The 23370-nt window shown below is 69.2% G+C and carries 28 protein-coding genes and 1 pseudogene; 17 read left to right on the top strand and 12 right to left on the bottom strand.

The features are described from left to right. Positions 1-53: 53 nt before the first annotated feature. A complete protein-coding gene (locus VGV06_20460) occupies positions 54-1595 on the bottom strand; it encodes an ABC transporter substrate-binding protein (GenBank protein ID HEV2057515.1) in 1542 nt (513 codons plus the stop codon). A 69-nt stretch (positions 1596-1664) separates the two neighbouring features. Between VGV06_20460 and VGV06_20455 the strand changes: the two genes are divergently transcribed. Then, the gene (locus tag VGV06_20455; GenBank protein ID HEV2057514.1) at positions 1665-1883 is read left to right on the top strand and encodes a hypothetical protein; all 219 of its coding nucleotides are present in this window, start codon (positions 1665-1667) and stop codon (positions 1881-1883) included. On the opposite strand, the gene VGV06_20450 is transcribed toward VGV06_20455, so the two are convergent. Then, complete coding sequence (locus VGV06_20450; GenBank protein HEV2057513.1) at positions 1865-2716, bottom strand: aldo/keto reductase; 852 nt, start codon at positions 2714-2716, stop codon at positions 1865-1867. The two genes, VGV06_20455 and VGV06_20450, sit on opposite strands and share 19 nt — an antisense overlap. Before the next feature lie 222 nt (positions 2717-2938). Next, positions 2939-4009, bottom strand: coding sequence for an ABC transporter substrate-binding protein (locus VGV06_20445; protein HEV2057512.1), 1071 nt, complete (start codon positions 4007-4009; stop codon positions 2939-2941). 114 nt (positions 4010-4123) lie between these two features. Between VGV06_20445 and VGV06_20440 the strand changes: the two genes are divergently transcribed. Then, positions 4124-5116: an aldo/keto reductase gene (locus VGV06_20440; GenBank protein HEV2057511.1), complete on the top strand. Its 993-nt coding sequence runs from the start codon at positions 4124-4126 to the stop codon at positions 5114-5116. Next, complete coding sequence (locus tag VGV06_20435; protein HEV2057510.1) at positions 5113-6072, top strand: D-2-hydroxyacid dehydrogenase family protein; 960 nt, start codon at positions 5113-5115, stop codon at positions 6070-6072. Before VGV06_20440 ends, VGV06_20435 begins: the two co-directional genes overlap by 4 nt. Here VGV06_20435 and VGV06_20430 read toward each other — a convergent pair. Continuing rightward, positions 6069-6686: a DedA family protein gene (locus VGV06_20430; protein ID HEV2057509.1), complete on the bottom strand. Its 618-nt coding sequence runs from the start codon at positions 6684-6686 to the stop codon at positions 6069-6071. The genes VGV06_20435 and VGV06_20430 overlap by 4 nt on opposite strands. A gap of 138 nt (positions 6687-6824) precedes the next feature. Here VGV06_20430 and VGV06_20425 point away from each other — a divergent pair, with 138 nt between their 5' ends. The 4 genes from VGV06_20425 to VGV06_20410 all read left to right on the top strand — a co-directional run bounded on the left by VGV06_20425 (position 6825) and on the right by VGV06_20410 (position 10255). Continuing rightward, entirely contained in the window at positions 6825-8003 is a 1179-nt protein-coding gene (locus VGV06_20425; protein HEV2057508.1) for a mandelate racemase/muconate lactonizing enzyme family protein, read from the top strand. Next, positions 8000-8746, top strand: a complete 747-nt coding sequence (locus tag VGV06_20420) for a hypothetical protein (protein ID HEV2057507.1) — start codon at positions 8000-8002, stop codon at positions 8744-8746. The genes VGV06_20425 and VGV06_20420 overlap by 4 nt, the downstream gene beginning before the upstream one ends. Before the next feature lie 304 nt (positions 8747-9050). Continuing rightward, on the top strand, positions 9051-9620 hold the full coding sequence (locus VGV06_20415) for a hypothetical protein (GenBank protein ID HEV2057506.1): 570 nt from the start codon (positions 9051-9053) through the stop codon (positions 9618-9620). After that, positions 9617-10255, top strand: coding sequence for a hypothetical protein (locus VGV06_20410; GenBank protein HEV2057505.1), 639 nt, complete (start codon positions 9617-9619; stop codon positions 10253-10255). The genes VGV06_20415 and VGV06_20410 overlap by 4 nt, the downstream gene beginning before the upstream one ends. 21 nt (positions 10256-10276) lie before the next feature. On the opposite strand, the gene VGV06_20405 is transcribed toward VGV06_20410, so the two are convergent. Beyond that, complete coding sequence (locus VGV06_20405) at positions 10277-10453, bottom strand: CPXCG motif-containing cysteine-rich protein (GenBank protein ID HEV2057504.1); 177 nt, start codon at positions 10451-10453, stop codon at positions 10277-10279. Positions 10454-10506: 53 nt separating this feature from the next. Here VGV06_20405 and VGV06_20400 point away from each other — a divergent pair. Continuing rightward, positions 10507-10857: pseudogene (locus VGV06_20400) on the top strand (FKBP-type peptidyl-prolyl cis-trans isomerase). Here the strand turns inward: VGV06_20400 and VGV06_20395 are convergent. Continuing rightward, positions 10854-11903 (bottom strand): DUF6569 family protein, encoded by a 1050-nt coding sequence (locus VGV06_20395; GenBank protein HEV2057503.1) that lies wholly within the window; start codon positions 11901-11903, stop codon positions 10854-10856. The pseudogene VGV06_20400 and the gene VGV06_20395 sit on opposite strands and share 4 nt — an antisense overlap. Positions 11904-11980: 77 nt before the next feature. Next, positions 11981-12325 carry a helix-hairpin-helix domain-containing protein gene (locus VGV06_20390; GenBank protein ID HEV2057502.1) on the bottom strand — a complete coding sequence of 115 codons (345 nt, stop codon included), beginning with the start codon at positions 12323-12325 and terminating at the stop codon, positions 11981-11983. Positions 12326-12456: 131 nt separating this feature from the next. Here VGV06_20390 and VGV06_20385 point away from each other — a divergent pair, with 131 nt between their 5' ends. The 6 genes from VGV06_20385 (at position 12457) to VGV06_20360 (ending at position 18722) form a co-directional block, all read left to right on the top strand. Next, a complete protein-coding gene (locus VGV06_20385; protein ID HEV2057501.1) occupies positions 12457-13446 on the top strand; it encodes an L-threonylcarbamoyladenylate synthase in 990 nt (329 codons plus the stop codon). A 97-nt stretch (positions 13447-13543) separates the two neighbouring features. Continuing rightward, a complete protein-coding gene (locus tag VGV06_20380) occupies positions 13544-14476 on the top strand; it encodes a Tim44 domain-containing protein (GenBank protein HEV2057500.1) in 933 nt (310 codons plus the stop codon). An 83-nt stretch (positions 14477-14559) separates the two neighbouring features. Next, a complete protein-coding gene (locus VGV06_20375; protein ID HEV2057499.1) occupies positions 14560-15138 on the top strand; it encodes a peroxidase-related enzyme in 579 nt (192 codons plus the stop codon). Positions 15139-15141: 3 nt separating this feature from the next. Next, positions 15142-16131, top strand: a complete 990-nt coding sequence (locus VGV06_20370; protein HEV2057498.1) for an ABC transporter substrate-binding protein — start codon at positions 15142-15144, stop codon at positions 16129-16131. 69 nt (positions 16132-16200) lie between these two features. Further along, complete coding sequence (locus VGV06_20365; protein HEV2057497.1) at positions 16201-17961, top strand: acyclic terpene utilization AtuA family protein; 1761 nt, start codon at positions 16201-16203, stop codon at positions 17959-17961. Beyond that, positions 17958-18722: an exodeoxyribonuclease III gene (locus tag VGV06_20360; GenBank protein HEV2057496.1), complete on the top strand. Its 765-nt coding sequence runs from the start codon at positions 17958-17960 to the stop codon at positions 18720-18722. The genes VGV06_20365 and VGV06_20360 overlap by 4 nt, the downstream gene beginning before the upstream one ends. A 6-nt stretch (positions 18723-18728) precedes the next feature. Here the strand turns inward: VGV06_20360 and VGV06_20355 are convergent, their stop codons facing one another. Next, positions 18729-19121: a RidA family protein gene (locus VGV06_20355; protein HEV2057495.1), complete on the bottom strand. Its 393-nt coding sequence runs from the start codon at positions 19119-19121 to the stop codon at positions 18729-18731. A 292-nt stretch (positions 19122-19413) separates the two neighbouring features. Here VGV06_20355 and VGV06_20350 point away from each other — a divergent pair, with 292 nt between their 5' ends. Then, complete coding sequence (locus VGV06_20350; GenBank protein ID HEV2057494.1) at positions 19414-19599, top strand: hypothetical protein; 186 nt, start codon at positions 19414-19416, stop codon at positions 19597-19599. A 12-nt stretch (positions 19600-19611) separates the two neighbouring features. Here VGV06_20350 and VGV06_20345 read toward each other — a convergent pair whose 3' ends face one another. From VGV06_20345 to VGV06_20330, 4 genes are all read right to left on the bottom strand, one after another. Then, the gene (locus VGV06_20345; GenBank protein ID HEV2057493.1) at positions 19612-19806 is read right to left on the bottom strand and encodes a hypothetical protein; all 195 of its coding nucleotides are present in this window, start codon (positions 19804-19806) and stop codon (positions 19612-19614) included. A gap of 84 nt (positions 19807-19890) precedes the next feature. Continuing rightward, positions 19891-20130, bottom strand: a complete 240-nt coding sequence (locus VGV06_20340) for a hypothetical protein (protein HEV2057492.1) — start codon at positions 20128-20130, stop codon at positions 19891-19893. A gap of 33 nt (positions 20131-20163) precedes the next feature. After that, positions 20164-20550 (bottom strand): RidA family protein, encoded by a 387-nt coding sequence (locus tag VGV06_20335; GenBank protein ID HEV2057491.1) that lies wholly within the window; start codon positions 20548-20550, stop codon positions 20164-20166. 11 nt (positions 20551-20561) lie between these two features. Beyond that, a complete protein-coding gene (locus VGV06_20330; GenBank protein HEV2057490.1) occupies positions 20562-21659 on the bottom strand; it encodes a beta-propeller fold lactonase family protein in 1098 nt (365 codons plus the stop codon). A gap of 223 nt (positions 21660-21882) precedes the next feature. Here VGV06_20330 and VGV06_20325 point away from each other — a divergent pair, with 223 nt between their 5' ends. Then, the gene (locus VGV06_20325) at positions 21883-22650 is read left to right on the top strand and encodes an aldolase/citrate lyase family protein (GenBank protein HEV2057489.1); all 768 of its coding nucleotides are present in this window, start codon (positions 21883-21885) and stop codon (positions 22648-22650) included. 56 nt (positions 22651-22706) lie between these two features. Continuing rightward, positions 22707-23370: TRAP transporter substrate-binding protein (locus tag VGV06_20320; GenBank protein HEV2057488.1), on the top strand; the 664-nt coding region annotated here is incomplete at its 3' end.

Genomic DNA, 23370 nt, shown 5'->3' with positions numbered 1-23370 from the left:
GTGTCGGCTCGCGAGGGCGCGGCCTTCGCTCTCGCCGCCGCCCTAGCGACAGATCACGGCTTCTTGAGGCGGATGTCCTCGTAGGGCGCGGCGAAGTAGAGCTGGGTGCTGAGACCGATTGCGGCCTCCTCGACGCGCGGCCCGACCCCGTGCAGCGTGGCGGGCTCGAAGATCGGGCCGAACATGACGCGCTCGTGCATCAGCCGCTGGATCTGGTGGAGCAGCGTCTCGCGCTTATTGCGGTCGCGCTCCTGCCCCTGCTGGCGGAACAGATCGTCGATGTCGGGATACCCGCCGGCGGCGTACGGCGCGCTGCTGATGACGAAGGATTCGAGGCGCACGGCGGTGCTGCCCGGCGCGGCCGAGACCGTCACGATGACGCCGCCGAGCTTCTTCGACCGCCACGCCTCCAAAAAGGTCGCCCGCTCCATGCTGCGCAGCCGCGTGCGGATGCCCGCCGCGGCCAGCTGGGTCGCCACCGCCTCGCCCATGGTGGTGAAGGGCGGGAGCGGGGTCAGGTCGCCCGCGTCGAAGCCGTTGGGATAGCCGGCGTCGGCCAGGAGTCGCTTGGCGTGCGTGGGGTCGTAGGGGTAGGGATCGAGGCGCAGAGCGAACTCCATGCCGCTCGGGATGATCGAGCCCGTCAGGCGCGAGTACCCGAGCCGTTCCGCTTCGTTGAGAGCCTGCTTGTCCATGGCCAGGTTGGCCGCGAGCCGGACACGGCGGTCGTTCCACGGGGACTTGGGATTCCACTGCTCGGGGAATTCCAGCCACCAGGCCGCGGGCGCGATGACCTTGGCGAGGCGCAGCTTGGGGTCCGCCTGGATCGTGGCTGCCTCGAGGCCGACCATCAGGTAGCCGATGTCCGCCTCCCCGGTCTTCAGCATGGCCAGGCGCGTCGTGCGGTCGGGGACTCCCTTGATGACCACGCGCTTGATCGTGGGTTTCTTGCGCCAGTACTGCTCGTTCGCCTCGAGCACCAGCTCGATCCCCGGATTCATGCGCACGAACCGGTAGGGCCCGAGCCCCACCGGCTGGCGCCTGAAGCCGTCCTCGCCGACCTTCTCGATGTACTTCTTGGGCACGACCCACGCGGCGCCGGTCGCTGGGGTCGCATAGAAGACCAGGAAGTCGGGCCACGGCGTGTGCAAGACGAACCGGACGCGGTGCGGATCGACGATCTCCACGGCCTTCACCCGATCGTGCAGCAGCTTGGCGGAGGCCCCGCGGTAGCGCTGGAAGCTGAATTTCACGTCCTCGGCCGTGACGGGATCGCCGTTGTGGAACCGGAGACCCTCGCGCAGCTTGAACTCGTACACGAGCCCGTCCGGGCTCTCCTTCCAGGACTCGGCCACGCACGGCGCCATGTCATTGCCCGGCAGCGGCTTGATGAGCGCGTCGTGCAGGGCATACAGGAACACGAACGGCGTGCCGATCCCCGGGGTCTCGGCCGGATCGAGGAAGGTGGGGGCGATCGAGGCGTCGAAGGCGATGGTCAACTGGCCCTCCGGCTGGCCCTGCGCAGCGACCTCGCCGCGCGGCAGCCCCAGCGCGAGGACGGAAGCGAGAACGATCGACGCCGCGAGCTTACGCATGTCGAGCCTCCTTTCGGGGATAGTGCGCCGCCACCGCCGCCGTCGTCAAGGACCAGCGCTAGCAGGGCGGTGCGGACGTCGCGAGCCGCCGGCACACGGCCTGAAGCTCGGCCGCGTGCGGCCCGCCCGGTGCTGGGGCAGCATCCGCGCTTCCAGTGCCGCCGCTTCGGCTGGGGGTCCGGTGGCGCGGAGCAGCCGCGCGCACAGGGCGAGTGCCTCATCGCGCGCCTGCGTGGCCCGCGGGCCGGCGTTGTCGAAGAGGCGGCGGGCTACAGCGAGTGGAAGTAGCCCGACATCTTCTTGCGCATCGCCTCGTCCGGCGGGGGGCCGGCGGCGGCGTTGACGTTGTCGACAACGTGCGCCGGATTGCGCGTGGCCGGAATGACGCAGGTGACGGCCGGCTGCCCGAGGATCCACTTGAGGAAGAACTGCGCCCAGCTCGCGCAGCCGATCTCCTTCGCCCACTCGGGCACGGGCTTCCCCTTTACCCGCCGGAACATCGCGCCTTCGGCGAACGGGCGGTTGACGATCACGGCGCTGCCGCTGTCGGCGGCGGCCCGGAGCAGCCGCCGCTCGGCCTCCGGCTCGGCGAGCGAGTAGTTGACCTGGATGAAATCGATGTCTCCCCGCTTGACGAACCTCTCCAGCTCCGCGTGGGCCCCGGCGTGGTAGTGGGTGACGCCGGCGTAGCGGACCCGGCCGGATGCCTTCCAGTCGGAGAGCGTCGCAAGGTGGGTGTCCGCGTCGACGAGGTTGTGCACCTGCATCAGATCGAGGCGCTCGACGCGCAGCTTCCGCATCGAGTCCTCCATCTGACGGATGCCCGCCTGCCTCCCGCTGGTCCAGACCTTGGTCGCGACGAACAGCTTCGCCCGGACGCCCAGCTCGGACGCGAGCTGCCCCGTCACCGATTCGGACGATCCGTACATCGGGGAGCTGTCGACGAGGCGGGCGCCCAGGCCGACGAAGGCTTTGAGCGTGTCCCTCGCCTGGGCCATCGCGGCGGCATTGCCGGCGACGTCGAACACCTGCCAGGTTCCCAGGCCGATCGCGGGAACCGATTCGCCCGTCTTTGGAATGCGCCGCTCGAGGACACCATCACCGCTCGATTCAGCGGGCATCAGCGTGGCTCCGAGGGCAACGGCACCGGTCTTGAGAAAGGCGCGCCGGGTAACACGTCGATCACGGCGGCAATCGTAGGTGATCAGGAGATCCCGCGCAATACGCGACGGACAGCCAGAAGGCTGCGAGAAAGGTCGGCCGCGCCCAGGTTCGCGCGCGCAACCCATGGAATCAGAAAGGAGGAAGACGGTGAAGTTGCCGATCCTACCGCGGGCTCGACGTCAGTCGCGGGCTTCGGCGATGAACGGCGCGTAGCCGCGCGCGATGAGCTCGCGAAGCTTCGACTGGGCGTCCGAGTGAGTCGCGAAGGGGCCCACGCGCACCCGCGCGAGCGCCCCCGCCGGATGCCCCGGCGCGCTCGTGAGCGGGTCATTCGAGGCCGCCATGCCCTGGCGCCGAAGCCGTTCAGCCAGCTGCACCGCGGCCCCCACCGTCCTGAACGCTCCCACCTGGATCCAGTAGTGGCTCGCGGCCACCCGGCTCGCGCCGTTCGGTGCTGCCTGGACGGGGATCGCGGGCTCGGGCGCGCTCACGCGGATGGCTTCGACCGTCGGGGCCCGCGCCACCTCCGGCGCGGGCGCGACCGTCGGTACTTGAGCCATTGGCGGTAGTTGAGCCATTGGCGCTACTTGAGCCACTGGCGCCACTGGCGCCACCGGCGCCGCCGCAGCGACGGTCGGCTGCGGGACCTCGAGCGTATCGCCCTGCATTCTCGCAACGAGTTCCGCGTACGACGAGGTGCTGAGTATCCGGTTGAACTGTGCCCGGTAGTTCGCGATGAGGCTCATCCCATCGACGACCACGTCCCGGACCATCCAGCGCCCGCCCCGTCGGACCATGAAGTAGTCGACGTCGAGATCGCTTCCGTTGCGGGTGAGCAGCGAGGTTGCCACGGCGGCCGAGTCGCCGGTGATGGATTCTTCGAGGTAGCGGATCTGCATGCCGCCGCTCACGTTCGCCTTCGTGCCGACGAACGCGAGGTAGCCGCGCTCGAGGAAGTCGGCAAAGAGCCGGACGAACTCCGCCTGCTCGGCCGGGGTCCTCGACTGCCACGCTGGGCCGAGGGCGCGCGCGGCGGCGTCCCGGTAGTCGAAGATCTCGGTGACGAGCGCGCGGATGGCCTGTCGCGGCGCCTCTGTCCCGCTCTCCGCGTCGGCGGATCGCAGGATCGCGTTCGCGCCCCCGAAGAAGGTCTCCAGCACCTCCTTCGGCGACGCCCCCCAGGCAGGCTGGGCGATTGCGATCCCCAGCGCCACAGCGAGAACCAGCACCATGGACTTGCGGTGGCTCATACCCCGTAAGCATAGGCTCCAGCCGGGAGTTTTGTGTCATCTTTTCTCGCCGAGGGTGAGGGCCGGCGGCGCCCACTTGCCGTTCGCGGGCATCCCCGCTACTCTCGGGGTCCCATGCGCCATGTCCGACTCGGCCGCACCGGCCTCCAGGTCTCCCGCCTCTGCCTCGGCACGATGACGTTCGGGCTTCAGTGCGACGAGCCGACCTCGGTCGCCATCCTCGACCGGGCGGCAGCGGGTGGGATCACGTTCCTCGACGCGGCCGACGTCTATCCGCTGGGCGGCACCTTCGACACCGTGGGCCGCACCGAGGAGATCCTGGGCCGGTGGCTCGGGAGCCGGCGTCACGACTTCGTGGTCGCGACCAAGTGCGCCGGCGCCATGAGTGCTAGGCCCTGGGACCGCGGCGCCTCCCGCAAGCACATCCTCGACGCCATCGAGGGCTCGCTGCGCCGCCTGCGCACCGACTACGTGGACCTCTACCAGATCCACCACCCCGACCCCGAGACGCCGATGGACGAGACGCTGCGCGCGCTCGACGACGTGGTGCGGGCGGGCAAGGCGCGCCATGTCGGCTGCTCGAACTACCCCGCGTGGCAGGTGGCGAGGGCGCTCGGCCGGAGCGAGGCGCAGGGGCTGGCGCGCTTCGACTCGGTCCAGCCGCGCTACAACCTGCTCTTCCGCCAGATCGAGCGCGAGCTGCTGCCGCTCTGCGGGGTCGAGGGCATCGGCGTCATCCCGTACAACCCGCTGGCGGGGGGCTTCCTCTCGGGCAAGCACCGCCGGGAGACGGGTCCGACGGCGGGCACCCGCTTCACCCTCGGTACCGCAGCAGGGCGCTACCAGGACCGCTACTGGCACGAGCGGGAGTTCGCCACGGTGGAAGAGCTGCGCCCGCTGGCGGCCGCGGCCGGGATGTCCATGGCGCAGATGGCGGTCGCGTGGGTCCTGGCTCATCCGGCTATCACCGCGCCGATCATCGGGGCAAGCCGGCCCGAGCAGCTCGACGACGTGCTGGCGGCCGCCGACAAGGGGCTGTCCGCCGACCTCAAGGCGCGGCTCGACGAGATGACGCGCGAATACCGCTACGGCGACGACCCGCGATGACCGTGGCGCGCGTGGCGCTTCTCGACGATTACCAGGGTGTGGCGCTCACCATGGCCGAGTGGAAGAGCTTGCCGACAGGCACGGAGATCGTGGTCTTCAAGGACCATCTCGCCGACGAGGACGCGCTCGCGAGGCGGCTGGCCGATTTCGACATCATCATGGCCCTGCGCGAGCGGACGCCGTTCCCGCGGTCGCTGCTCGATCGGCTGCCCAAGCTCAAGCTCCTCATCACCGCGGGCATGCGCAACGCCTCCATCGACATGAAGGCGGCGGCCGAGCGCGGCGTCCTCGTCTGCGGGACGGCGGGGCTGCCGTACCCGACGGCCGAGCTGGCCTGGGGCTTGATCCTCTCGCTCGCCCGCCGCATCCCCGCCGAGGACCGCGCGACGCGCGAGGGGCGCTGGCAGACGAGTGTCGGGCTCGGCTTGAACGGCAAGACGCTTGGCGTCCTCGGTCTCGGGACGTTGGGCTCGCGCGCGGCGCGCGTGGGGCGCGCGTTCGAGATGGAAGTGCTCGCGTGGAGCCAGAACCTCACGGCCGAGCGCGCCGCCCTAGTGGGCGCAACGCTCGTGCCGAAAGACGAGCTGCTCTCGCGCTCGGACTTCGTCTCGATCCACCTGGTCCTGGGCGAGCGCACACGCGGGCTCATCGGCGCGCGCGAGCTGGGTCTCATGAAGCGGAGCGCGTACCTCGTCAACACCTCGCGGGGCCCCATCGTGGACGAGGCCGCGCTGATCCGCGCGCTCCAGGACGGCACGATCGCCGGCGCGGGGCTGGATGTCTTCGACGAGGAGCCGCTGCCTCCCGATCATCCGTTCCGCCGGCTCCGCAACACTGCGATCACGCCTCACCTCGGCTACGTCACCGAGGAGACCTACCGGGTCTTCTACGGGCAGGCCCTCGAAGACATCAACGCGTACCTCGGCGGCGCGCCGCTCCGGGTGCTGCGCCCCTAGGATCGACCGCGGCGCTTCCGATGCCGGCGGCGGAGCCACCACGCGGCCACCGCGACGACGACGACTCCGAGCACGAGGCCGGCACGGCCGACCCACTTCTCCGCGATCGGCCAGGCCGCGCCGACGAAGTAGCCAAGGAAGACGCACGCGACGGTCCAAAGGATCGCGCCCGCCACGTTGTAGGCGAGGAAACGGCCGTACGGCATCCGCGACGAGCCCGCCACGAATGGCGCCAGCGCGCGCAGGAAGCCGATGAAGCGGCCGATGAGCACCGCCTTGCCGCCGTGGCGCTTGAAGAACGCGTCCACGGCTTCGATGCGGGCCCGGTGGAACCCCAGCCGCGCGCCCCGCCGCAGGAGCCACGGGCGCCCGAGGCGACGCCCCAGCTCGTAGCCGATGGAGTCGCCGACCACGGCGCCGGCGGACACGACGGCGATCAGCGTGGGCAGCTCGAAAAGGCCCGCCGACGCGAGAACCCCGGAGACGATGACAAGGCTCTCCCCGGGGACGAGAAGGCCGAGGAAGGCGGCCGACTCCAGCGAGGCGCCGAGGAAGACGACCACGTAGCCCCACGAGCCGATGCTCCAGACGAACTCGATGAGCCGGTCGAGCATTGTGGTATGAACATCTTTATCAGGACGGCCGTCCTCAACGCTACCGCAAACGCCGCCCAACCGGGAGCCCGGGCCGCCCGCGCCGACTTGCCGACCGTCGGCATCCCCGCTACTGTCGTGGTCGGAGGTCACGCCCTGATGAAAATCGCCAAGCTCGAATCGCTGCACTGTGATGCTGGAACGCGCAACTTCGACTTCCTAAAGCTCACGACCGACACAGGGCTCGTGGGCTGGAGCGAGTACAACGAGACCTTCGGCGGTCCCGGCCTCTCGGCGGTGATCGAGCGCCTGGCGCCCGCCGTCATCGGCAAGGACCCTCGCGCCTGGGAGGCGCACGTCACCCACATGTACGCCGTCCGGCGCCAGGCGTCCGGCGGCGTCGTCCAGCAGGCCCTCGCCGCCATCGAGAACGCGATGCTCGACGTCAAGGCGCGCGCTCTCGGCATCCCCGTGTACGAGATGCTGGGTGGCCCCGTGCGCGACCGCATCCGCCTCTACTGGTCTCACTGCGGGACGTACCGGGTCAGGGCCCACAAGGAAATGCAGATCCCGCCGGTCAAGACGCTCGACGACATCGTGAAGCTGGGCAAGGAAGTGGTCGCCAAGGGCTACACGGCGCTCAAGACCAACGTCCTGCTCTTCGGCGACAACCCGCGCAACTACGCCCCGGGCTTCGCCCGCGCGGCCGAAGGCTTTCCCGAGCTGAACCCCGACCGCTACGTGATCAAGGCAATCCAGGAGCAGCTGGCCGCCTTCCGCGAGGGCGCGGGGCCGGACATGGACATCATGGTGGACCTCAACTTCAACTACAAGACGGAAGGATTCGTCAGGATGGCGCGCGCCATGGAGCCCTTCGATCTGCTGTGGATGGAGCTGGACACGCGGGACCCGAAGGCGCTCCAGTACATCCGCAGCCGTGCGCCCATGCCCGTCGCCTCGTGCGAGAGCCTGTTCGGGCGGCGGGACTACCGGCCGTACTTCGAGAACTATTCCGTGGACGTGGCGATCATCGACACGCCGTGGAACGGGGTGGGGGAGTCGGTCAAGATCGCCAACATGGCGGACACGTACGAGATCAACGTCGCCCCGCACAACTTCTACGGGCCGCTCGCGACGATGATGAGCGCCCACTTCTGCGCCGTGGTGCCGAACCTGCGCATCATGGAGACCGATCCCGACACGGTGCCCTGGCACGACGACCTCGTGACCGTGAAACCCGCCATCAAGGACGGCCACATGAGCCTGCCGACAGGCCCGGGCTGGGGCACCGAGATCAACGAGGCGACCGTGCGGTCCCATCCGCCCCGCCAGCGGTGATCGTTCCCCGGGCGCTGATCCTCTCCGCCGTCCTCGTCTCGGCCCTCCTGCCTGCGCGGGCGCCCTGGGCAGCCGGCCCCACGCCGGCTCCTGATTCAGCCAGAGAGCGCGCGGCCGAGATCGTCGCCGCGCTCAAGGAATACCGGGCGAGCCTCGAAGCCCTCCTGCCGCTGCGGGAGCGGGAGCTCGCGGGGGCGAACAAGCTGCGCGACCAGCGGCGGGAATTCCTCGAGCGCGGCATCATCTCGCGCAAGGAGTTCGAGGAGACCGAGGCGGCTGTCGCAAGAGCGACGGAGAAGCTCGAAGAGATCCGGCGGGCCATCGCCGCCGCCGACCAGGCGATGGCCGAGGCGACGACCGCGCGCGCACTGGCGGGTCTCCGCCCGCTGGGCCCGGGAGGCTACGAGCAGAGCGCCGGCCTGATCCGCTACAACGGCCCGGCCGCGTGGTCATTGAAACCGGACACGGCTAGGCTCCAACGGTACTTCGCGGCCCGCTTCGGCCGGCCGCTCCCCGTGAGCTCCTACGGCCAGACGCCGCTGCACGACCGCATGGGCCTTGACCACCGGGACGCGCTCGACGTCGCCGTGCACCCCGACAGCCCGGAGGGGCGGACACTGATGGACTACCTGCGCGCGGCCGGTATCCCCTTCATCGCCTCCTGGGGGGCCGTGCCGGGCTCCGCGTCCGGCGCGCACATCCACGTCGGGCAACCGTCGCCGCGGATCTCGGTCACGCGATGACGGCACGGGCCGGCGCGGTTGCGCCTCGCCCCGCAAAGGTGCTACGGTGCGTTCGTCTTCCACCTCGTCGTCGTGAAAGGGGCTCTGCATGATCCGCTGTGAACGGTCTACCCGAGCAGGAGGCATCTCCATGCGACGACTGCTGACCGCGACCGCCCTCGCGTTGCTGCTGGCGGTCCCCTCATTGGTGGCCGCCCAGGAGGACACGCTCGCGAAGATCACGTCCCGGTGAGGCGCGGCTTCGGCGGGTCCGACCTGTTCCCGTCGCTGCCGGGCCTCATGCCGTAGCCCGGTGAGGCCGCCCATGACGTCAGCGCAGGCCAACCTCGACGGCACGCGCACCGAGTACTTCGACGTCGAGTGCTCGGAGCCCGCGCTGCTGGCGCTCCTCCGGGAGATGTTCGAGGCGCACTGGCGGGACGTGATCTTCGGCCCCTGCATCGAGGGCGCCGTGTTCGAGGGGCGCTTCGGCGAGAAGCCCATGATCTCGCTCCTCGACGGCTACGCGACGGTGCAGGTGGGCGGCAGCGAGTCCTGGCACTTCCACCTATGCATCGGCCCTCACCGCGGAAGCTCGAGCTTGCCGACGCCTCCCGCGCTTGCCGAGTGGCGCCGGTGCGCGCGCGCGGCCTTCTTCCGCAACCTCGACCGCGGCGGCCGCGCGAGTTCCTGGGGTTTCCGGATGTGGAACGGGCGGGGCGAGCAGATGCTGACGGTGTTCTTCCCCAACCCGTGGATCGATCCCGCCCGCCAGCGCTACGTCGCCGAGGCGGCCTGGTCGCGGCTCGAGCTCTGGATGACGCTGCGGGAGCGGTTCACGGGTATACCCGGCGAGCCGCCCCCGGCCCACGCCGAGCCTCCGGTGACCCATTGAGCGCGGCGCACGGCGTCGCGAAGAAGTTTCTGGGGTTCACGCCGCCCGAGCTCCGGATCCTCCGCGGGCTCAAGACCCCGAGCGGCGTGCAGGACCTGCTCGACTCCATGCCGTACCACCTCGCGGACACGGCGTGGTCCCCGGGCCGCGTGCTGCGCGAGCGCACGGCGCACTGCCTCGAGGGCGCCATCTTCGGGGCCGCGGCGCTCCGAGTGCTGGGCTACCCGCCGCTGCTCCTTGATTTCGAATCCGTCCCGGACGACACCGACCACGTCATCGCCGTCTTCAGCCAGCACGGCAGCTGGGGTGCCGTCGCCAAGTCGAACTACTCGGGGCTGCGCTACCGCGAGCCCGTGTACCGGGGTCTCCGGGAGCTGGCGATGAGCTACTTCGAGGGCTACGTCGACCTGCGGGGGAGGCGGACGCTCCGCACGTTCTCACGCCCGGTCAACCTCGCGCGATTCGACCGGATGCACCCGGGCTGGATGACGTCGGAGGCTGCGCTGTGGTGGATCCCGGAGCACCTGGTCGACATCCCGCACACGAAGTTGCTGACGCCCGCCATGGCGCGCGCTCTCACGCGCGCGGACCGCCGCTCGCTGGAGGCTGCGCTGGTCGGCCGCCGCACTCGCTGAGGCCGCCTCGCCGCGGCGCTCTCACGCCTCGTACTCCTGGACCACATCGAGGCGGACGTCGTCCCCATCGAAAACGAGCGTGATCAGGTTCGGCCGGCAGCACACGGTACAGTCCTCGGTGAAGGTCTGACGGCGGGCGCCGCTCGGGTCCGCGAGGACCTCGTTGTCCTCGCCGCAGAACGCGCAACTGTAAGTCACGTTCCCATTCTACGCGCTATGATGCCGGCCAGGAGGCACTCCCGACCATGGACGAGAAGGTTATCCAGACGGCCAGCGGGCTCGAGTACGTCGAGATCGCCGAAGGCACGGGGGCACGGCCCAAGGAGGGCGACACGGTCAGCGTGCACTACACGGGGTGGCTCAAGAGCGGCCAGAAGTTCGACAGCTCGGTGGACCGCGGCGAGCCGTTCGCATTCCCCGTCGGCAAGGGTCGCGTGATCAAGGGCTGGGACGAGGGCGTGGGCACGATGAAGGTGGGCGGCAAGCGCAAGCTCATCATCCCCGCGCACCTGGGCTACGGCGAGCGCGGCGCGGGCGGCGTCATCCCGCCCGGCGCCACGCTCATCTTCGAAGTCGAACTCCTCGGAGTTGACTCCGCCTAAAGAATAGCGGTGTGGATCGTGCGTTTCTCGGAGACGAGGGCCGCGCCGCGGCCTGCCGCCAAGCGGAATTCGAAGAGCCGGCCCACTCCCGCATTGCCCCGGAGCGTGCCCTCGACCTTCGCGGCCTGGTCGATCGTGGCTTCCACGTGAGCGCGGAGCTTCGACTCGAGCGTGTCGGGCGTCGGCGGGCGCCGGTAGGCCTCGACAGCGTGCGCGCGCAGGAGCTTGGGCCACTCGCGCCCGAAGAGCGACGGGGCGTGGAAGAAGTCGAGGCCCAGGAGCGAGGTCCCGGCGAACACGGCGGCGCCGTGGGCGAGAGCCGGCGCGCGAAGGGGCAGCCCGCGCTCGACCTCGCCTAGGTGCGCCTGGACCTTGCCGTCCTCATAGATGGCCTGGTAGCTGCCGGTGGGCGAGGCCGGCACCTCCGCCGCGCGGGCCGACCTGGCCACGCTGTCCCAGACGCGGCCCTGGTCCGGGCGCTCCATGAGCTTCGAGCGCAGCGCGGGCTGGGCGAAGCTGCCCTTGCTCTCGAAGTCCTTGCGGCCTTCGTTCCAGCGCCCCTGCTCGACGCAGAAGACGCCGATCGCGCGCGGGCCACTCCACGGCGGCAGCAGGATGTCCTCGCGCAGTACGCGGTTCTGCTTGCCGCCGATCAGGATCTCGCCCGCCAGGAGCAGGACATGTGTCTTGCCGCGGTTCTCGACGACGAGCTCGGGCACCGTCGCCTGGTCGCGCTCGGTGATCAGGAGCGCGCCGGATTTGCGCGCCTCGTCGAGCGTAGCGACCTCGAGCGCGGGCGCCTGCTCCTTGGCGTTGAGCCAGAAGACCAGGAGGCCGCCGTGGGCCGCGGCCTGGCCCACGCGCACCGCGCCCATCCAGCGCTGGAAATCCTGGCTGACCTGGCCGCCGAGCGCGGGCCGCTCGACGTCGACCGGCTCGCCGAGCACCCTCAGCCGGCCTTCCGCCCAGGCCAGCGCCGGGATTGTTAGGGCTCCTAGCGCGCCCGCACCACATCCAAGCAGGAACTGCCGACGGTTCTTGTCCATGTTCCCTCCCCGCCCGGTCAAGCCGGGCATTTACCCGCTTAGACCGGGCGGGGAGGGGAAAGTTCCGGCGGCGCGCCCTACTTCTTCGCCGCGGCCTGCTTGGCGATGATCTGGTCCTTGATGCCCTGGTAGGTCTGCTCCGGGATGATCTTCTTCGAGACCAGCTGGTCCTTTCGCTGGTACGGGCGGTTGTCGATGATCTTCTTCGAGTAGGCCTCCCCGATCCCCGGCAGGGTCTTGAGCTCGTCTACGGAGGCCGTGTTGAGGTCCAACAGCGCCTTCTTGGAGTCGGACTTCTTCGCATCGGCCTTGGCGGCCGCCGCCGGGGCATCCTTCTTGGCCTGGGCGTAGGCGTCGGGGGCGGTCGCGAGAGAGGCGGCCAGCAGCAGGGCCGCGAGTACGGCGATCAGTCGGTTGGTCATGTGTATCCTCCATGATGTTGACGCGTGGCTTGATTTAAACGCTTGGCTTGCTACGCACGCTAGTTGGGCGGCGCCGACGCTGTCAAGCGGTAGCTTGCCTCCAGGGCCTCTCTCCGGTAGGGTCGGCCTCCATGTCCATGCGCACCTTCTTTCTCAAGGCCGATGAGTTGGGAGTCCGGCGCGGGTCGGAGGTGATCCGCGCGGGTGGGCTCGTCGCCTTCCCGACCGAGACGGTTTATGGGCTCGGCGCCGACGCGCTCTCCGACTCCGCGGTCGCGCGCATCTTCGAAGCCAAGGAGCGGCCGCGGGGCAACCCGTTGATCGTCCACCTGGCGGACGCGGCCGCGCTCGAGAGCGTGGCGGCGCGCGTCCCGCCGCGCGCGCGGGATGCCGCCGCGCGCTTCTGGCCCGGGCCCCTGACCCTCGTCCTGCCGCGCGCCGGTGCGGTGCCGCTCATCACCACCGGTGGCCTCGACACAGTGGCCGCGCGCGTGCCGTCCCACCCCGTGGCGCGCGCGCTGATCGAGGCCAGCGACCGCCCCATCGCCGCGCCCTCGGCCAACCGCTCGGGGCGGCCGAGCCCGACTCGCGCCGAGCATGTGCGGGAAGACCTCGACGGCCGCATCGAGCTGATCCTGGACGGCGGGCCGACCTCGGTCGGCGTGGAATCGACCGTCCTCGACATGACCACTGAGCCGCCCATGCTGCTGAGACCCGGCGGCGTGACGCTGGAGCAGCTGAGGGACTGCCTCGGCGAGGTTGCCGTGCTCAAGGGTGACGACGAGGAGGTCGCGGGGCGCTCACCCGGGCTCCGCTACCGCCACTATGCCCCCCGCGCCCAGGTCATCGTCATCGAGGCGGGGGCCGGGGAGCGGATGGTCGCCCCCTGGATCGAGGCCGGCAGGCCCGTGGCCCTGATGGCCCAGCGCCCCGTCTCCCTCGATCGCCCGGGGCTCCTGGTGAGGACCATGCCGGGCGACCTCGAAGCCTATGCGCGTGACCTCTTTGCGGTCCTCCGAGAGCTCGATTCGACCGGAGTCGAGGGCATCTTCGTCGAGGCTGTCCCCCAGGGAGGCCTCGGCCTTACCATCATGGACAGGCTGCGCCGGGCAGCCTCTTGACACCGGGCTCCCGGTCATCGTCTATACTGTGGCCGTGGCGCCGGGGCTGAACGAGACCGGGGCCCAAGGGGGGAAACCCCCAAAGGGGGAAAACTCAATGAAGCGATTCTTCGCGATTGCGTGCCTTGTGGTCGTCGCGCTCGCTCCGCTCTTGCTCGTCACCGACGCGTGGGCCAGAGCCGGCAGCGGCAGCTCGGGCGGCAGCCGCGGCTCGCGCAGCTACTCGTCCCCCACCAGTCCCGCGACACCGACCCAGCCTTCCACTCCGCCCTCGTCGGTCCAGCAACCCCAGCCGCAGCGCTCGGGTTGGGGCGGGGCCCTCATGGGCGGTCTGGCCGGCTTCGCGCTCGGCGGGCTCCTCGGCAGCATGCTCTTCGGCGGCGGCATGGGCGGTATGGGCGGCGGCATCGGCCTCATGGAGATCCTGCTGATCGGCGGCGGTATCTTCCTCCTCTACAGGATGATGAAGAACCGCCGGGCAGCGACCGAGCCCGTGCCGAGCTACGGCCAGGGCTATGGCGGAGGTCAACCGCAGGGCCAGCCCCAGATGTACCAAGCGCAGGCCGTGGATACGGGCCCGAGCGACCTCGATCGCGGCGTGAGCCACATCCGTCAGATGGACGCTGGCTTCGACCCCGCGCGCTTCAGCGACACCGCCTCTGATACTTTCTTCCGCGTGCAGGCGGCGTGGATGGCGCGGGACATGAGCCAGGCGTCGGCCTCGATCACCCCGGAGATGGCCGACATACTCCAGAAGGACTGCGACCGTCTCCGCGGCCAGGGACGGATCAACCGGCTCGACAGCATCGCGGTGCGCTCGGTTACCGTCACCGAGGCCTGGCAGGAGAGCGGCCAGGACTACGTCACGGCCCACTTCCTGGCGAGCCTCCTCGACTACACGGTCGACGAGCGCTCCGGGCAGGTCGTGGAGGGCAGCCGCACCGAGCCCGTGAAGTTCGAGGAGTTCTGGACCTTCGTGCGGCCCGTCGGACCCAATGCCTGGAGGCTCAGCGCCATCCAGCAGGCCTAGCTCGCGCCTACCGTAGAGATCGTGAAGCCCCGGCCGAACCATTGACCGGGGCTTCACTGTCCGTCTCCGAGGAGAGTGCCGTGATGACCGATAACGCGCCGCCGATCAGCCGTTTCCCCGTGCCCGCGCCCGAGACGCTTCCGGAAGACATCCGGAAGGTGGTCGAGGCCAACGCCGCCAAGGCGGGCTTCACGCCCAACGTCTTCCTGGCCTACGGCTACAAGCCGGAGCACTTCCGCGCCTTCTTCCACTACTACGACGTGCTGATGAAGGGCCCTTCGGGGCTCTCGCGGCAAGAGCGCGAGATGATTGTGCTGGCGGTGAGTCGCGTCAATGACTGCACCTACTGCACCGTGGCCCACGGCGCGGCGCTCCGCATCCTCAGCAAGAACCCCGTCCTCGCCGACCAGATCAGCGCCAACTACCGCGCGGCCGACGTCACGCCGCGCCAGCGCGCCATGCTCGACTTCGCGGTCAAGGTGACGGAGCGGTCGGGGGAGATCGACCAGGCGGACTTCGAGCGCCTGCGCGAGCACGGCTTCACGGACTCGGACATCTGGGACATCGGCGCCGTCGCGGCCTTCTTCAACCTGTCCAACCGCATGGCCAATCTGGCCGACATGAAGCCCAACCGCGAGTTCCATACCATGGGGCGCGACTAGGGCATGCGCCTCGCGCGCGGCCTGCTCGCGGCCGCTCTCCTGCTGGGCCTGGCGGCGTTTCTCGCGGCGGCGGATGCCGAGACGCCTGCCAAGATCGCGCGCATCGGCTACGTGTGGCTCGGCCCCGCGGGCTCGGACGCCACGACGCTGGACGGGCTCAAGCGGGGTCTCGCCAAGCTCGGCTACGTCGAGGGGAAGAACCTCGTCATCGAGTACCGCTACGCCGACGGCAGGCCCGACCGCCTGCCGATCATCTTCGCCGCGCTGGTGGCGCTCAAGCTCGACCTTCTCGTCACGCCGGGCACCATCGTCACGCACGCGGCCCAGCAGGCGACCAAGACCATTCCCATCGTCTCGACTTCGACCGACCCCGTGGGCTCGGGTTTCGCCAAGAGCCTCGCGCGCCCGGGCGGGAACATCACGGGCCTGTCACTGGCGACCGGCGACGACTTCAACGGCAAGTGGCTCGAGCTCATCAAGGAGCTCAACCCCAAGGTGAAGCGGATCGCCTACCTGTGGAACCCCGGCAGCGCATCCAGCGTCGAGGAGCTGGCCTCGCTCAAGCGCCTGGCCCCGAGGCTCCGCGTGGAGATCGAGGACTTCGGCGTGCGGGAGGCGGGCCGGCTCGATGCCGCGCTGGAGGCGATCCGGACGAGCCGCGCGGGCGCCCTCCTCGTTGACGACGACCCGTTGCTGGTCGCGGAGCGCGCGCGCGTTGTTGCTTTCGCGGGGCGACACCGTCTCGTCGCCGTCTACGAGATCCGCGAGTTCGTGGATGCGGGCGGGCTTGTCTCCTACGGGCCCAGCATTGTCGACATCCATCACCGCGCGGCCGGCTACGTGCAGAGGATCCTCAAGGGCGCCAAGCCCGCGGAGATGCCCGTCGAGCAGCCGACGATCTTCGAGCTGGTCCTGAACCTCAAGACGGCAAAGGCCATGGGCCTGACCGTGCCGCCGTCCCTCAGCGGCCGCGCCGACCAGGTGATCCGATGACCATCCGTTTCCCTCTCCCCTCTGGGGAGAGGGTAGGGTGAGGGGCGATGAAGGTGAGGGGCTGATCCGATGGCCGACATTCTCCGCATCGCCAACTGCAGCGGGTTCTACGGCGACCGGCTGTCGGCCGCGCGGGAGATGGTCGAGGGAGGACCCATCGACGTGCTGACGGGCGACTACCTGGCCGAGCTGACCATGGCCATCCTCTACAAGAGCCGCGCGAAGAAGCCGGAGACCGGCTACGCGACGACCTTCGTGACCCAGATGGAGCAGGTGCTGGGCGCCTGCCTCGCCAAGGGGATCAAGGTCGTGGCGAACGCGGGCGGGCTCAACCCCGCCGGCTGCGCCGCGGCGGTGCAGGCCGTCGCGGTCAAGCAGGGGCTCAAGCCGAAGATCGCCTACATCACCGGCGACGACGTGCTGGGGAAGCTCGACGAGTGGCAGCGAACCGGCCACGCGCTGGCGCACCTCGACCGAGGCCGTCCGTTAAAAGACCTGCGCGCGTCCGTCGTCACCGCCAACGCCTACCTCGGCGGCTGGGGCATCGCCCTAGCGCTGGCCCAGGGCGCCGACGTCGTCATCACCGGCCGCGTCACGGATGCCGCGCTGGCGCTCGGCCCCGCGGCGTGGAAGTTCGGCTGGAAGCGCGACGATTGGGACCGCCTCGCGGCGGGCGTCGTCTGCGGCCACATCCTGGAATGCGGCGCCCAGTGCTGCGGCGGCAACTACTCCTTCTTCCAGGAGGTGCCGACGTACACGAAGATCGGCTTCCCCGTGGCGGAGATGGAGGCCTCCGGCGAGTTCGTCGTCACCAAGCACCCCGGCACGGGCGGGCTCGTCTCCGTCGGCACCATCACGGCCCAGCTCCTCTACGAGATCGGTGGGCCGCGCTATCTCAACCCCGACGTAAGCGCGCGCTTCGACTCGATTCGTCTCGCCCAGGACGGACCCGATCGCGTGCGCGTGAGGAGCGTGAAGGGCGAGCCGCCGCCGCCCGACACCAAGCTGTGTCTCAACTACGTCGGCGGCTACAAGAACACCATGACCTTCGTGCTGACGGGGCTCGACATCCCCGAGAAGGCCAAGCTCATCGAGGACACCTTCTGGGGCATGGTGGGCGGGCGCGAGCGCTTCGCGGAAGTCGCGGTCTCGCTGCGCCGCTCGGACCAGGAGGATCCCGAGTCGAACGAGTCGGCGCAGGCCCTGCTCAAGATCACGGTAAAGGATCCCGACGGCGCCAAGGTCGGGCGCGTTTGGTCGAACCGCGCGATCGAGATGGCGCTGGCGCACTACCCGGGCTTCCACATGACCTCGCCGCCGACCGAAGAGACGGCCTACGCGGTCTACTGGCCGGCGCTGGTGCCGTCGGGGCTGATCGAACAGCTGGTGCACGTGGGTGGGCGCGAGATCGCCATTCCGACGACCATGAGCGGGGGCCCAGACATGGCCCCCGCACTCCCCCAATCAGCGGTCATTCCGCCAGCGTCGGGCGCCAGGACGGTCCGGGCGCCGCTCGGGCGTGTCGCGGGAGCGCGCTCGGGAGACAAGGGCGGCAACGCCAATGTCGGCGTCTGGGCGCGCACTCCTGAGGCGTATGCGTGGCTCAGCCAGTTCCTGACCGCCGAGCGGCTCAGCCAGCTCCTGCCCGAGGCGCGCGGCCTCGAGGTCGAGCGCTACCTTCTGCCCAACCTCCTGGCGGTCAACTTCGTGATCCAGCGCCTGCTCGGCGAGGGCGTGTCGGCCTCGACGCGGAGCGACCCTCAGGCCAAGAGCCTGGGCGAGTACCTGCGCGCCAAGGTCGTGGACGTCCCAGAAGCGCTCCTCGGGTGAAGCTCACCTCCTGGAACGTCAACGGGATCCGCGCGGCCTGGAAAAAGGGGCTGCCGGAGTTCGTCGCCGCAGAAAAGCCCGACGTCCTCTGCGTCCAGGAGACCAAGATCCAGGAGGACCAGATCACGCCGGAGATGAAGGACCTCGGGGGCTATCGATCCTACTGGAGCGTGGCCGAGAAGAAGGGGTACTCCGGCGTGGCGACCTACAGCAAGCCCGAGCCGCTCGCCGTCGCGACAGCCTTCGGCTCGCGCGTCCTCGACGCCGAGGGGCGAATCGTCCACGCCGAGTATCCCGACTTCCACCTCTTCAACGTCTATTTTCCCAACAGCGGCATGGGCCCGGAGCGCCTCGCCCACAAGCTCGCCTTCTACGACGAGTTCCTGGCTCTCACCGAGCGCCTCCGCGCAGCAGGCAAGGGCGTCATCGTCTGCGGCGACGTCAACACGGCGCACACCGAGTTGGACTTGGCGCGCCCCAAGGAGAACGAGAAGAGCCCGGGCTTCATGCCCGTCGAGCGGGAGTGGGTGTCGAAGCTCGTCACCCACGGCTACCACGACACCTTCCGGATCTTCGTGAGCGAGCCGGGCCACTACACCTGGTGGGACGTGCGACGGGTAGGCGCGCGGGCGCGGAACGTCGGCTGGCGCATCGACTACTTCTTCGTCTCGGACGAGCTGCGCGGGCGGGTCAAGGCCGCCGGGATCCTGCCCCACGTCCAGGGCTCGGACCACTGCCCCATCACGCTGGAGCTCGGGTGACCCCGCTCACGGCTTGACGACGAGGTCGATCTCGACGAGGGCGCCCAGCGCCAGGCCCGTGACGCCGACGCAGGTGCGGCCGGGCAGGCGCCCGGGCGTGAAGTACGTCGCGTAGACCCCGTTCATTACCGAGTAATCCTGGAAGTTCACGAGGTAGACCCGCGCGAAGACGGCGCGGTCGAGGCTCGTGCCCGCGCCCGTGAGCACGGCTTGGAGATTTTTCATCACCTGGTGCGTCTGCTCGACGATGCCGCCCGGCACGAGCCTGTCGCCGGTCTTGGGATCCGACGGCATCTGGCCCGTGACGAAGAGGTAGTCGCCCGCACGGACGGCGTGGCTGTAGGGCGCGGTGGGCGGCGGCGGCGGCGCGCCCGGCACCATCAGGAACTCGAGGTCCATGGCCCGGGAGTCTAGCACCGTATGGTCACGTGCGGCTCGGGCTGGCCGGACGGAACGCGTTTCATGGCCCTGGTGCGTTCGCACTAGAAAATGGAGCGAAATGACGGATGGCCAAGGCTCCACCTTCCCGGCGAGAATGAGGAAGCGTTGGGACTCCAGACTGAGGAGGTGCCGCTATGAGCCTGCACTACGATCTCTTGGCCGAGCTCGAGCTGACGATGGTTCCCTCGCTGAGGATCCGCCCGGCGCCAGGCATGTACGCGCCCGCGAGCGAGCCGGGAAGAAGCAGGAGGTGGAGGTCGAGTTCGAGACGAAGCAATTTCTCGGGTTCCCGTGCCTCGTCGGCGTGAAGCGCTGCAGCGTGTTCGACGAGCCGGAGAAAGTGGCCTGTGGTCGCCACTGCCTGGACTCGAAGTTCCGCCGGCAGTGGCCGTTCGCCCTGCCCACCGCCGACCACCGGCGCCCGCTCGAGGGCTAGCCGGCGCGGCGGCTACGCCGGATCCAGCCCCACGATCTCGTTGAACCGGCCGAACCCGATGTAGAGCGTCGTGTGGGCGACCAGCTCGATGATCTCGGCCTCCGAGAAGTGCTGGCGCATCTCCGACCACAGCGTGTCGTCGACCTTCTGGTGGTCGACGGCGAGCTTCTCGGCGAACCTGAGGGCGGCTCGCTCCCGAGGGCTCAAGAGGTCCGAGCTCTCGTCGTTGATCGCGGCGATCTTCGCTTCCGTCGCTCCCGCATGCCGGGCCCCGGCATAGCGCAGCGTGAGTCAGTATCGGCAGGCGTTGAGGCCGGCGATCTTGATCCGCACCAGCTCGCGGAGCACCGGATCGATCGTGCCCTCGCGCCCGAGCGCGGCGCGGAATGCGCCGAGCGCCTTGAAGACGGCCGGATTCTTCGCGTAGGTTCGCGTGCTCGCCGAGGTGCCGGTCTGGCGCTCGGCCTCCTCGCAGGCATGCCGGATCTCGTCGTCGACCTCGTGGATTTTCAGCGGCTCGATCCTTGCCATCGTCGTCCTCCTTCTTTCCAGGTTGAGGCTGCGTCAGTCAGGGATGCACGCGGTGACCGTGATCTCCACGATAAGATCGGGCGAGTTCAGCGCCGCCACCGTCACGGTCGTCCTCGCCGGCTTGTTGGCCGGGAAGTACTTCGCGTACTCCTCATTGTATGCTGCGACGTCCTGCACCTTGGTCAGATACGTCGTTGCCGTCAGCACGTTGTCCAGCGACGTACCCGCCGCCGTCAGGATCGTCTTGATCCGTTCGAGCACGTTGCGGGTCTGTTCCCGTACGTCCTTGCCGAGCTCTCCGGTGACCGGATGCCGTCCCGTTTGGCCGGACACGAAGACGAGGCTGCCGAACTTCGTGGCCGGCGACAGGTTCGGATTCGCCGCCGCTGCATCGACGCGGACGATCTCTTTCCTGGGCATGGCACTCCCTCTCAGGGCAGGTCGACGATCTCGACCCAGTTCGGGTTCTTGCCCATCGGGTACTCCTTGAGCTTGGTGAGCTTCCCGCTGGCCGGGTCGATCGCGTAGCTCGACAGGCCGTGAGAGAGCTGGCCGACCGCGAGCAGGTAGCGCCCGGAGGAATCGATGTTGAAGCCGCGCGGCTGCTTCTCGGTCGGCACGCTGCCGATGGGTGAGAGCGTGCCGTTCGCCGGATCGACCTTGAAGCCGGCCAGCGTGCTCGACGTGCGCTCCGAGGCGTAGAGGAACCGGCCGTCGGGCGTGATGTGCAGGTCGGCGGCCGAGGGCTTGCCCTGGAAGTCGGGCGGCAGCGCGCTGACGGTCTGCTTCGCCGTGAGTTTCCCGGTGCCGGGGTCGTAGTCGAAGACGTACACGACCCCGTCGACCCCGCCGAGGACGTAGACGAGCTTGCCGCCGGGGTGGAACACGAAGTGTCGCGGACCGGCTTTCTCCTTCACCTCGACCGCCGCCGGCGTGTTCGGCGCCAGCGTGCCGCTGGCAGCATCAAACGTGAACTGGTTGACGCGGTCGTTGCCCAGGGTGGGTGCCAGCACGTGACGGTTCGCCGCATCGGCGAGGATCGAGTGCGCGTTTGGGTAGCCCGACAGCACCTGTTTGGGCGGTTGGACGGTTCCGGGCGACGAGATCGGGTTTACGGTGAGCTTGTGACCGGGATACGACGCGCCGAGCAGGTAGCGGCCGGTGCGGTCGGTGAAGATGTACGCCATGCTGTCTGCGAGCGGACCGCTGGCAACGTGCTTGAGCTTGCCGGTCGTTGGGTCGATCGCGAAGCCGGCCGCGACCTTCGGCTCGCCGCGCGTCCCCACGTAGAGGAAGCGGCGATCGGGGCTGACCGCCATTGGCGTCGAGTCGCCCGGCTTCTCGATGCCGGGGATCGATACCTTCTCCACGACCGTCAGCTCGCCGCGCTGCCGGTCGAGCTCGAGCACGTAGATCTCGTTGCTCTCGGCGTTGCCGACGTATACGAAAGTGGCTGCCCGCGCCGGCGAAGCCATCATCGGCCCCGACACCACGGCGAGCAGCAGAGCCCAGCACGCGCGACGACCCATTTCACCCATGATCTCCTCCCTCTCGGCCTTCTCCTGGTAGCGATCGCCATCTCCAGCATCCTGCCTGCGAATAGCAGTACACGAAGCCGCCCGTGATGACAATCCCTTCCGCCGTCCGCCCCGCTCTACCCCTCTCCCATCTCCGCGCCCTTCGGCGTAGAATCGTGGCCACCTGAAGCTCACCCGCCGGGCGACCGGCCATCCGACGACGCGAGGTGCGACAGTGCGACCGAACAAGATCAAGCAGATGTGGCGCGACGGGCGGTGTGTCACCATGGGCTGGCTCTCGGTGTCCCATGGGTTCACCGCCGAGGTGATGGCCCGCCAGGGTTTCGACGCCCTGGTTGTGGACATGCAGCACGGGACGACCGACATGAGCGATCTCTGGCCGATGCTGCAGGCGATCTCGCAGACCGACACGGTGCCGGTAGTGCGGGTGGCGTGGAACGACCCGGCGCCCATCATGAAGGCGCTGGACCTTGGCGCCTACGGCATCCTCGTGCCCCTGATCAATACCGCGGCGGACGCGGCGAAGGCGGTGGCCGCGTGCCGCTATCCGCCGGTGGGCATGCGCTCCTCGGGGCCGGTGCGCGCGGTGCACTACGGCGGCGCCGACTACGTGGCCAAGGCCAACGACGAGATGGTGGTCATGGCGATGATCGAGACCAAGGAGGGCCTCGCCAACCTCGACGCGATCTGCGCCACCCCGGGGCTCGACTGCGTGTACATCGGCCCCGCCGATCTCTCGTTCGCGCTCGGCATGGCCCCGCGCGGCGACAACCCGGATCCGGTGCACATCGCCACCTGCGACCGGATCCGCGACGCGGCCCACAAGCACGGCATCAAGGCGGCCATGCACTGCGCGAGCGCGGCGTTCGCGGCGGGGTCGGTGAAGCGCGGCTTCGACCTCGTCATGCTCACGTCCGATCTGGCGTGCATGATCGCGGGCGTGCGCAGGCAGCTCGACGATCTGAAGGCGGCGACCGCGTAGCGCGGCTCGACCGTGACCCGAAGCGACCCCGAGCACCTGACCCGGAGGAACGTCCCATGAAACGTTTGCTCGCCGTCCTTGCCCTTACTCTGTCCTTCACCGGCTTCATCGGCGACGCCGGCGCTCAGCAGAAGATCGTCATCAAGTTCGCGCACCACGCGCCGGTCACGTATCCGTACCAGGACGGCGCGCTCAAGTTCAAGGAAGTGGCCGAGCGGATCTCGGGCGGCAAGCTCGAGGTGCAGGTCTTCGGGGGCGCGCAGCTCGGCGGCGAGCGCGATCTGCTCGAGGGCATCAAGCTCGGCACGATCCACATGTGCATCGGCGCGGGCGGCCTCGCCAACTTCGCGCCCGCCTACAACGTGGTCCAGCTCCCGTTCCTCATCAAGAACCAGGAGCACATGGTGAAGATCGCGGAGGGCCCGGCGGGCAAGCTGCTCTCCCAGCGCATCGAGGAGCAGGGCGGCTACAAGGTGCTCGGCTACTTCAGCACCGGCGACAGCGGCATCCAGACCGTGAAGGGCCCGGTGCGCACCCCCGCCGATCTGAAGGGCGTGAAGATCCGCGTGATGGAGAATCCCGCGCTGATCGAATCCATGCGCGCGCTGGGCGCCAACCCGACCCCGCTGCCGTTCCCGGAGCTCTACACGTCCATGAAGCAGGGCGTGGTCGAGGGCGCCACCATCGACTACAGGACCACCAAGGTGTACGAGGCGGTGA

It is taken from the genome of Candidatus Methylomirabilota bacterium, assembly GCA_035936835.1.
Taxonomy (GTDB): domain Bacteria; phylum Methylomirabilota; class Methylomirabilia; order Rokubacteriales; family CSP1-6; genus AR37.
Note: the sequence above shows the minus strand (reverse complement) of the source record. Positions and strands in the feature narration are given on the sequence as shown.

What these genes read in the sequence shown, in the direction of transcription:
- VGV06_20440 (HEV2057511.1), top strand. Translation starts at nt 4,124, where the DNA reads ATGCGCCATGTCCGACTCGGCCGCACCGGCCTCCAGGTCTCCCGCCTC.
- VGV06_20415 (HEV2057506.1), top strand. Translation starts at nt 9,051, where the DNA reads ATGACGTCAGCGCAGGCCAACCTCGACGGCACGCGCACCGAGTACTTC.
- VGV06_20445 (HEV2057512.1), bottom strand. Translation starts at nt 4,009, where the DNA reads ATGAGCCACCGCAAGTCCATGGTGCTGGTTCTCGCTGTGGCGCTGGGG.
- VGV06_20425 (HEV2057508.1), top strand. Translation starts at nt 6,825, where the DNA reads ATGAAAATCGCCAAGCTCGAATCGCTGCACTGTGATGCTGGAACGCGC.
- VGV06_20365 (HEV2057497.1), top strand. Translation starts at nt 16,201, where the DNA reads ATGGCCGACATTCTCCGCATCGCCAACTGCAGCGGGTTCTACGGCGAC.
- VGV06_20395 (HEV2057503.1), bottom strand. Translation starts at nt 11,903, where the DNA reads ATGGACAAGAACCGTCGGCAGTTCCTGCTTGGATGTGGTGCGGGCGCG.
- VGV06_20375 (HEV2057499.1), top strand. Translation starts at nt 14,560, where the DNA reads ATGACCGATAACGCGCCGCCGATCAGCCGTTTCCCCGTGCCCGCGCCC.
- VGV06_20385 (HEV2057501.1), top strand. Translation starts at nt 12,457, where the DNA reads ATGTCCATGCGCACCTTCTTTCTCAAGGCCGATGAGTTGGGAGTCCGG.
- VGV06_20330 (HEV2057490.1), bottom strand. Translation starts at nt 21,659, where the DNA reads ATGGGTCGTCGCGCGTGCTGGGCTCTGCTGCTCGCCGTGGTGTCGGGG.
- VGV06_20370 (HEV2057498.1), top strand. Translation starts at nt 15,142, where the DNA reads ATGCGCCTCGCGCGCGGCCTGCTCGCGGCCGCTCTCCTGCTGGGCCTG.
- VGV06_20340 (HEV2057492.1), bottom strand. Translation starts at nt 20,130, where the DNA reads ATGGCAAGGATCGAGCCGCTGAAAATCCACGAGGTCGACGACGAGATC.
- VGV06_20435 (HEV2057510.1), top strand. Translation starts at nt 5,113, where the DNA reads ATGACCGTGGCGCGCGTGGCGCTTCTCGACGATTACCAGGGTGTGGCG.
- VGV06_20450 (HEV2057513.1), bottom strand. Translation starts at nt 2,716, where the DNA reads ATGCCCGCTGAATCGAGCGGTGATGGTGTCCTCGAGCGGCGCATTCCA.
- VGV06_20380 (HEV2057500.1), top strand. Translation starts at nt 13,544, where the DNA reads ATGAAGCGATTCTTCGCGATTGCGTGCCTTGTGGTCGTCGCGCTCGCT.
- VGV06_20335 (HEV2057491.1), bottom strand. Translation starts at nt 20,550, where the DNA reads ATGCCCAGGAAAGAGATCGTCCGCGTCGATGCAGCGGCGGCGAATCCG.
- VGV06_20430 (HEV2057509.1), bottom strand. Translation starts at nt 6,686, where the DNA reads ATGCTCGACCGGCTCATCGAGTTCGTCTGGAGCATCGGCTCGTGGGGC.
- VGV06_20460 (HEV2057515.1), bottom strand. Translation starts at nt 1,595, where the DNA reads ATGCGTAAGCTCGCGGCGTCGATCGTTCTCGCTTCCGTCCTCGCGCTG.
- VGV06_20355 (HEV2057495.1), bottom strand. Translation starts at nt 19,121, where the DNA reads ATGGACCTCGAGTTCCTGATGGTGCCGGGCGCGCCGCCGCCGCCGCCC.
- VGV06_20390 (HEV2057502.1), bottom strand. Translation starts at nt 12,325, where the DNA reads ATGACCAACCGACTGATCGCCGTACTCGCGGCCCTGCTGCTGGCCGCC.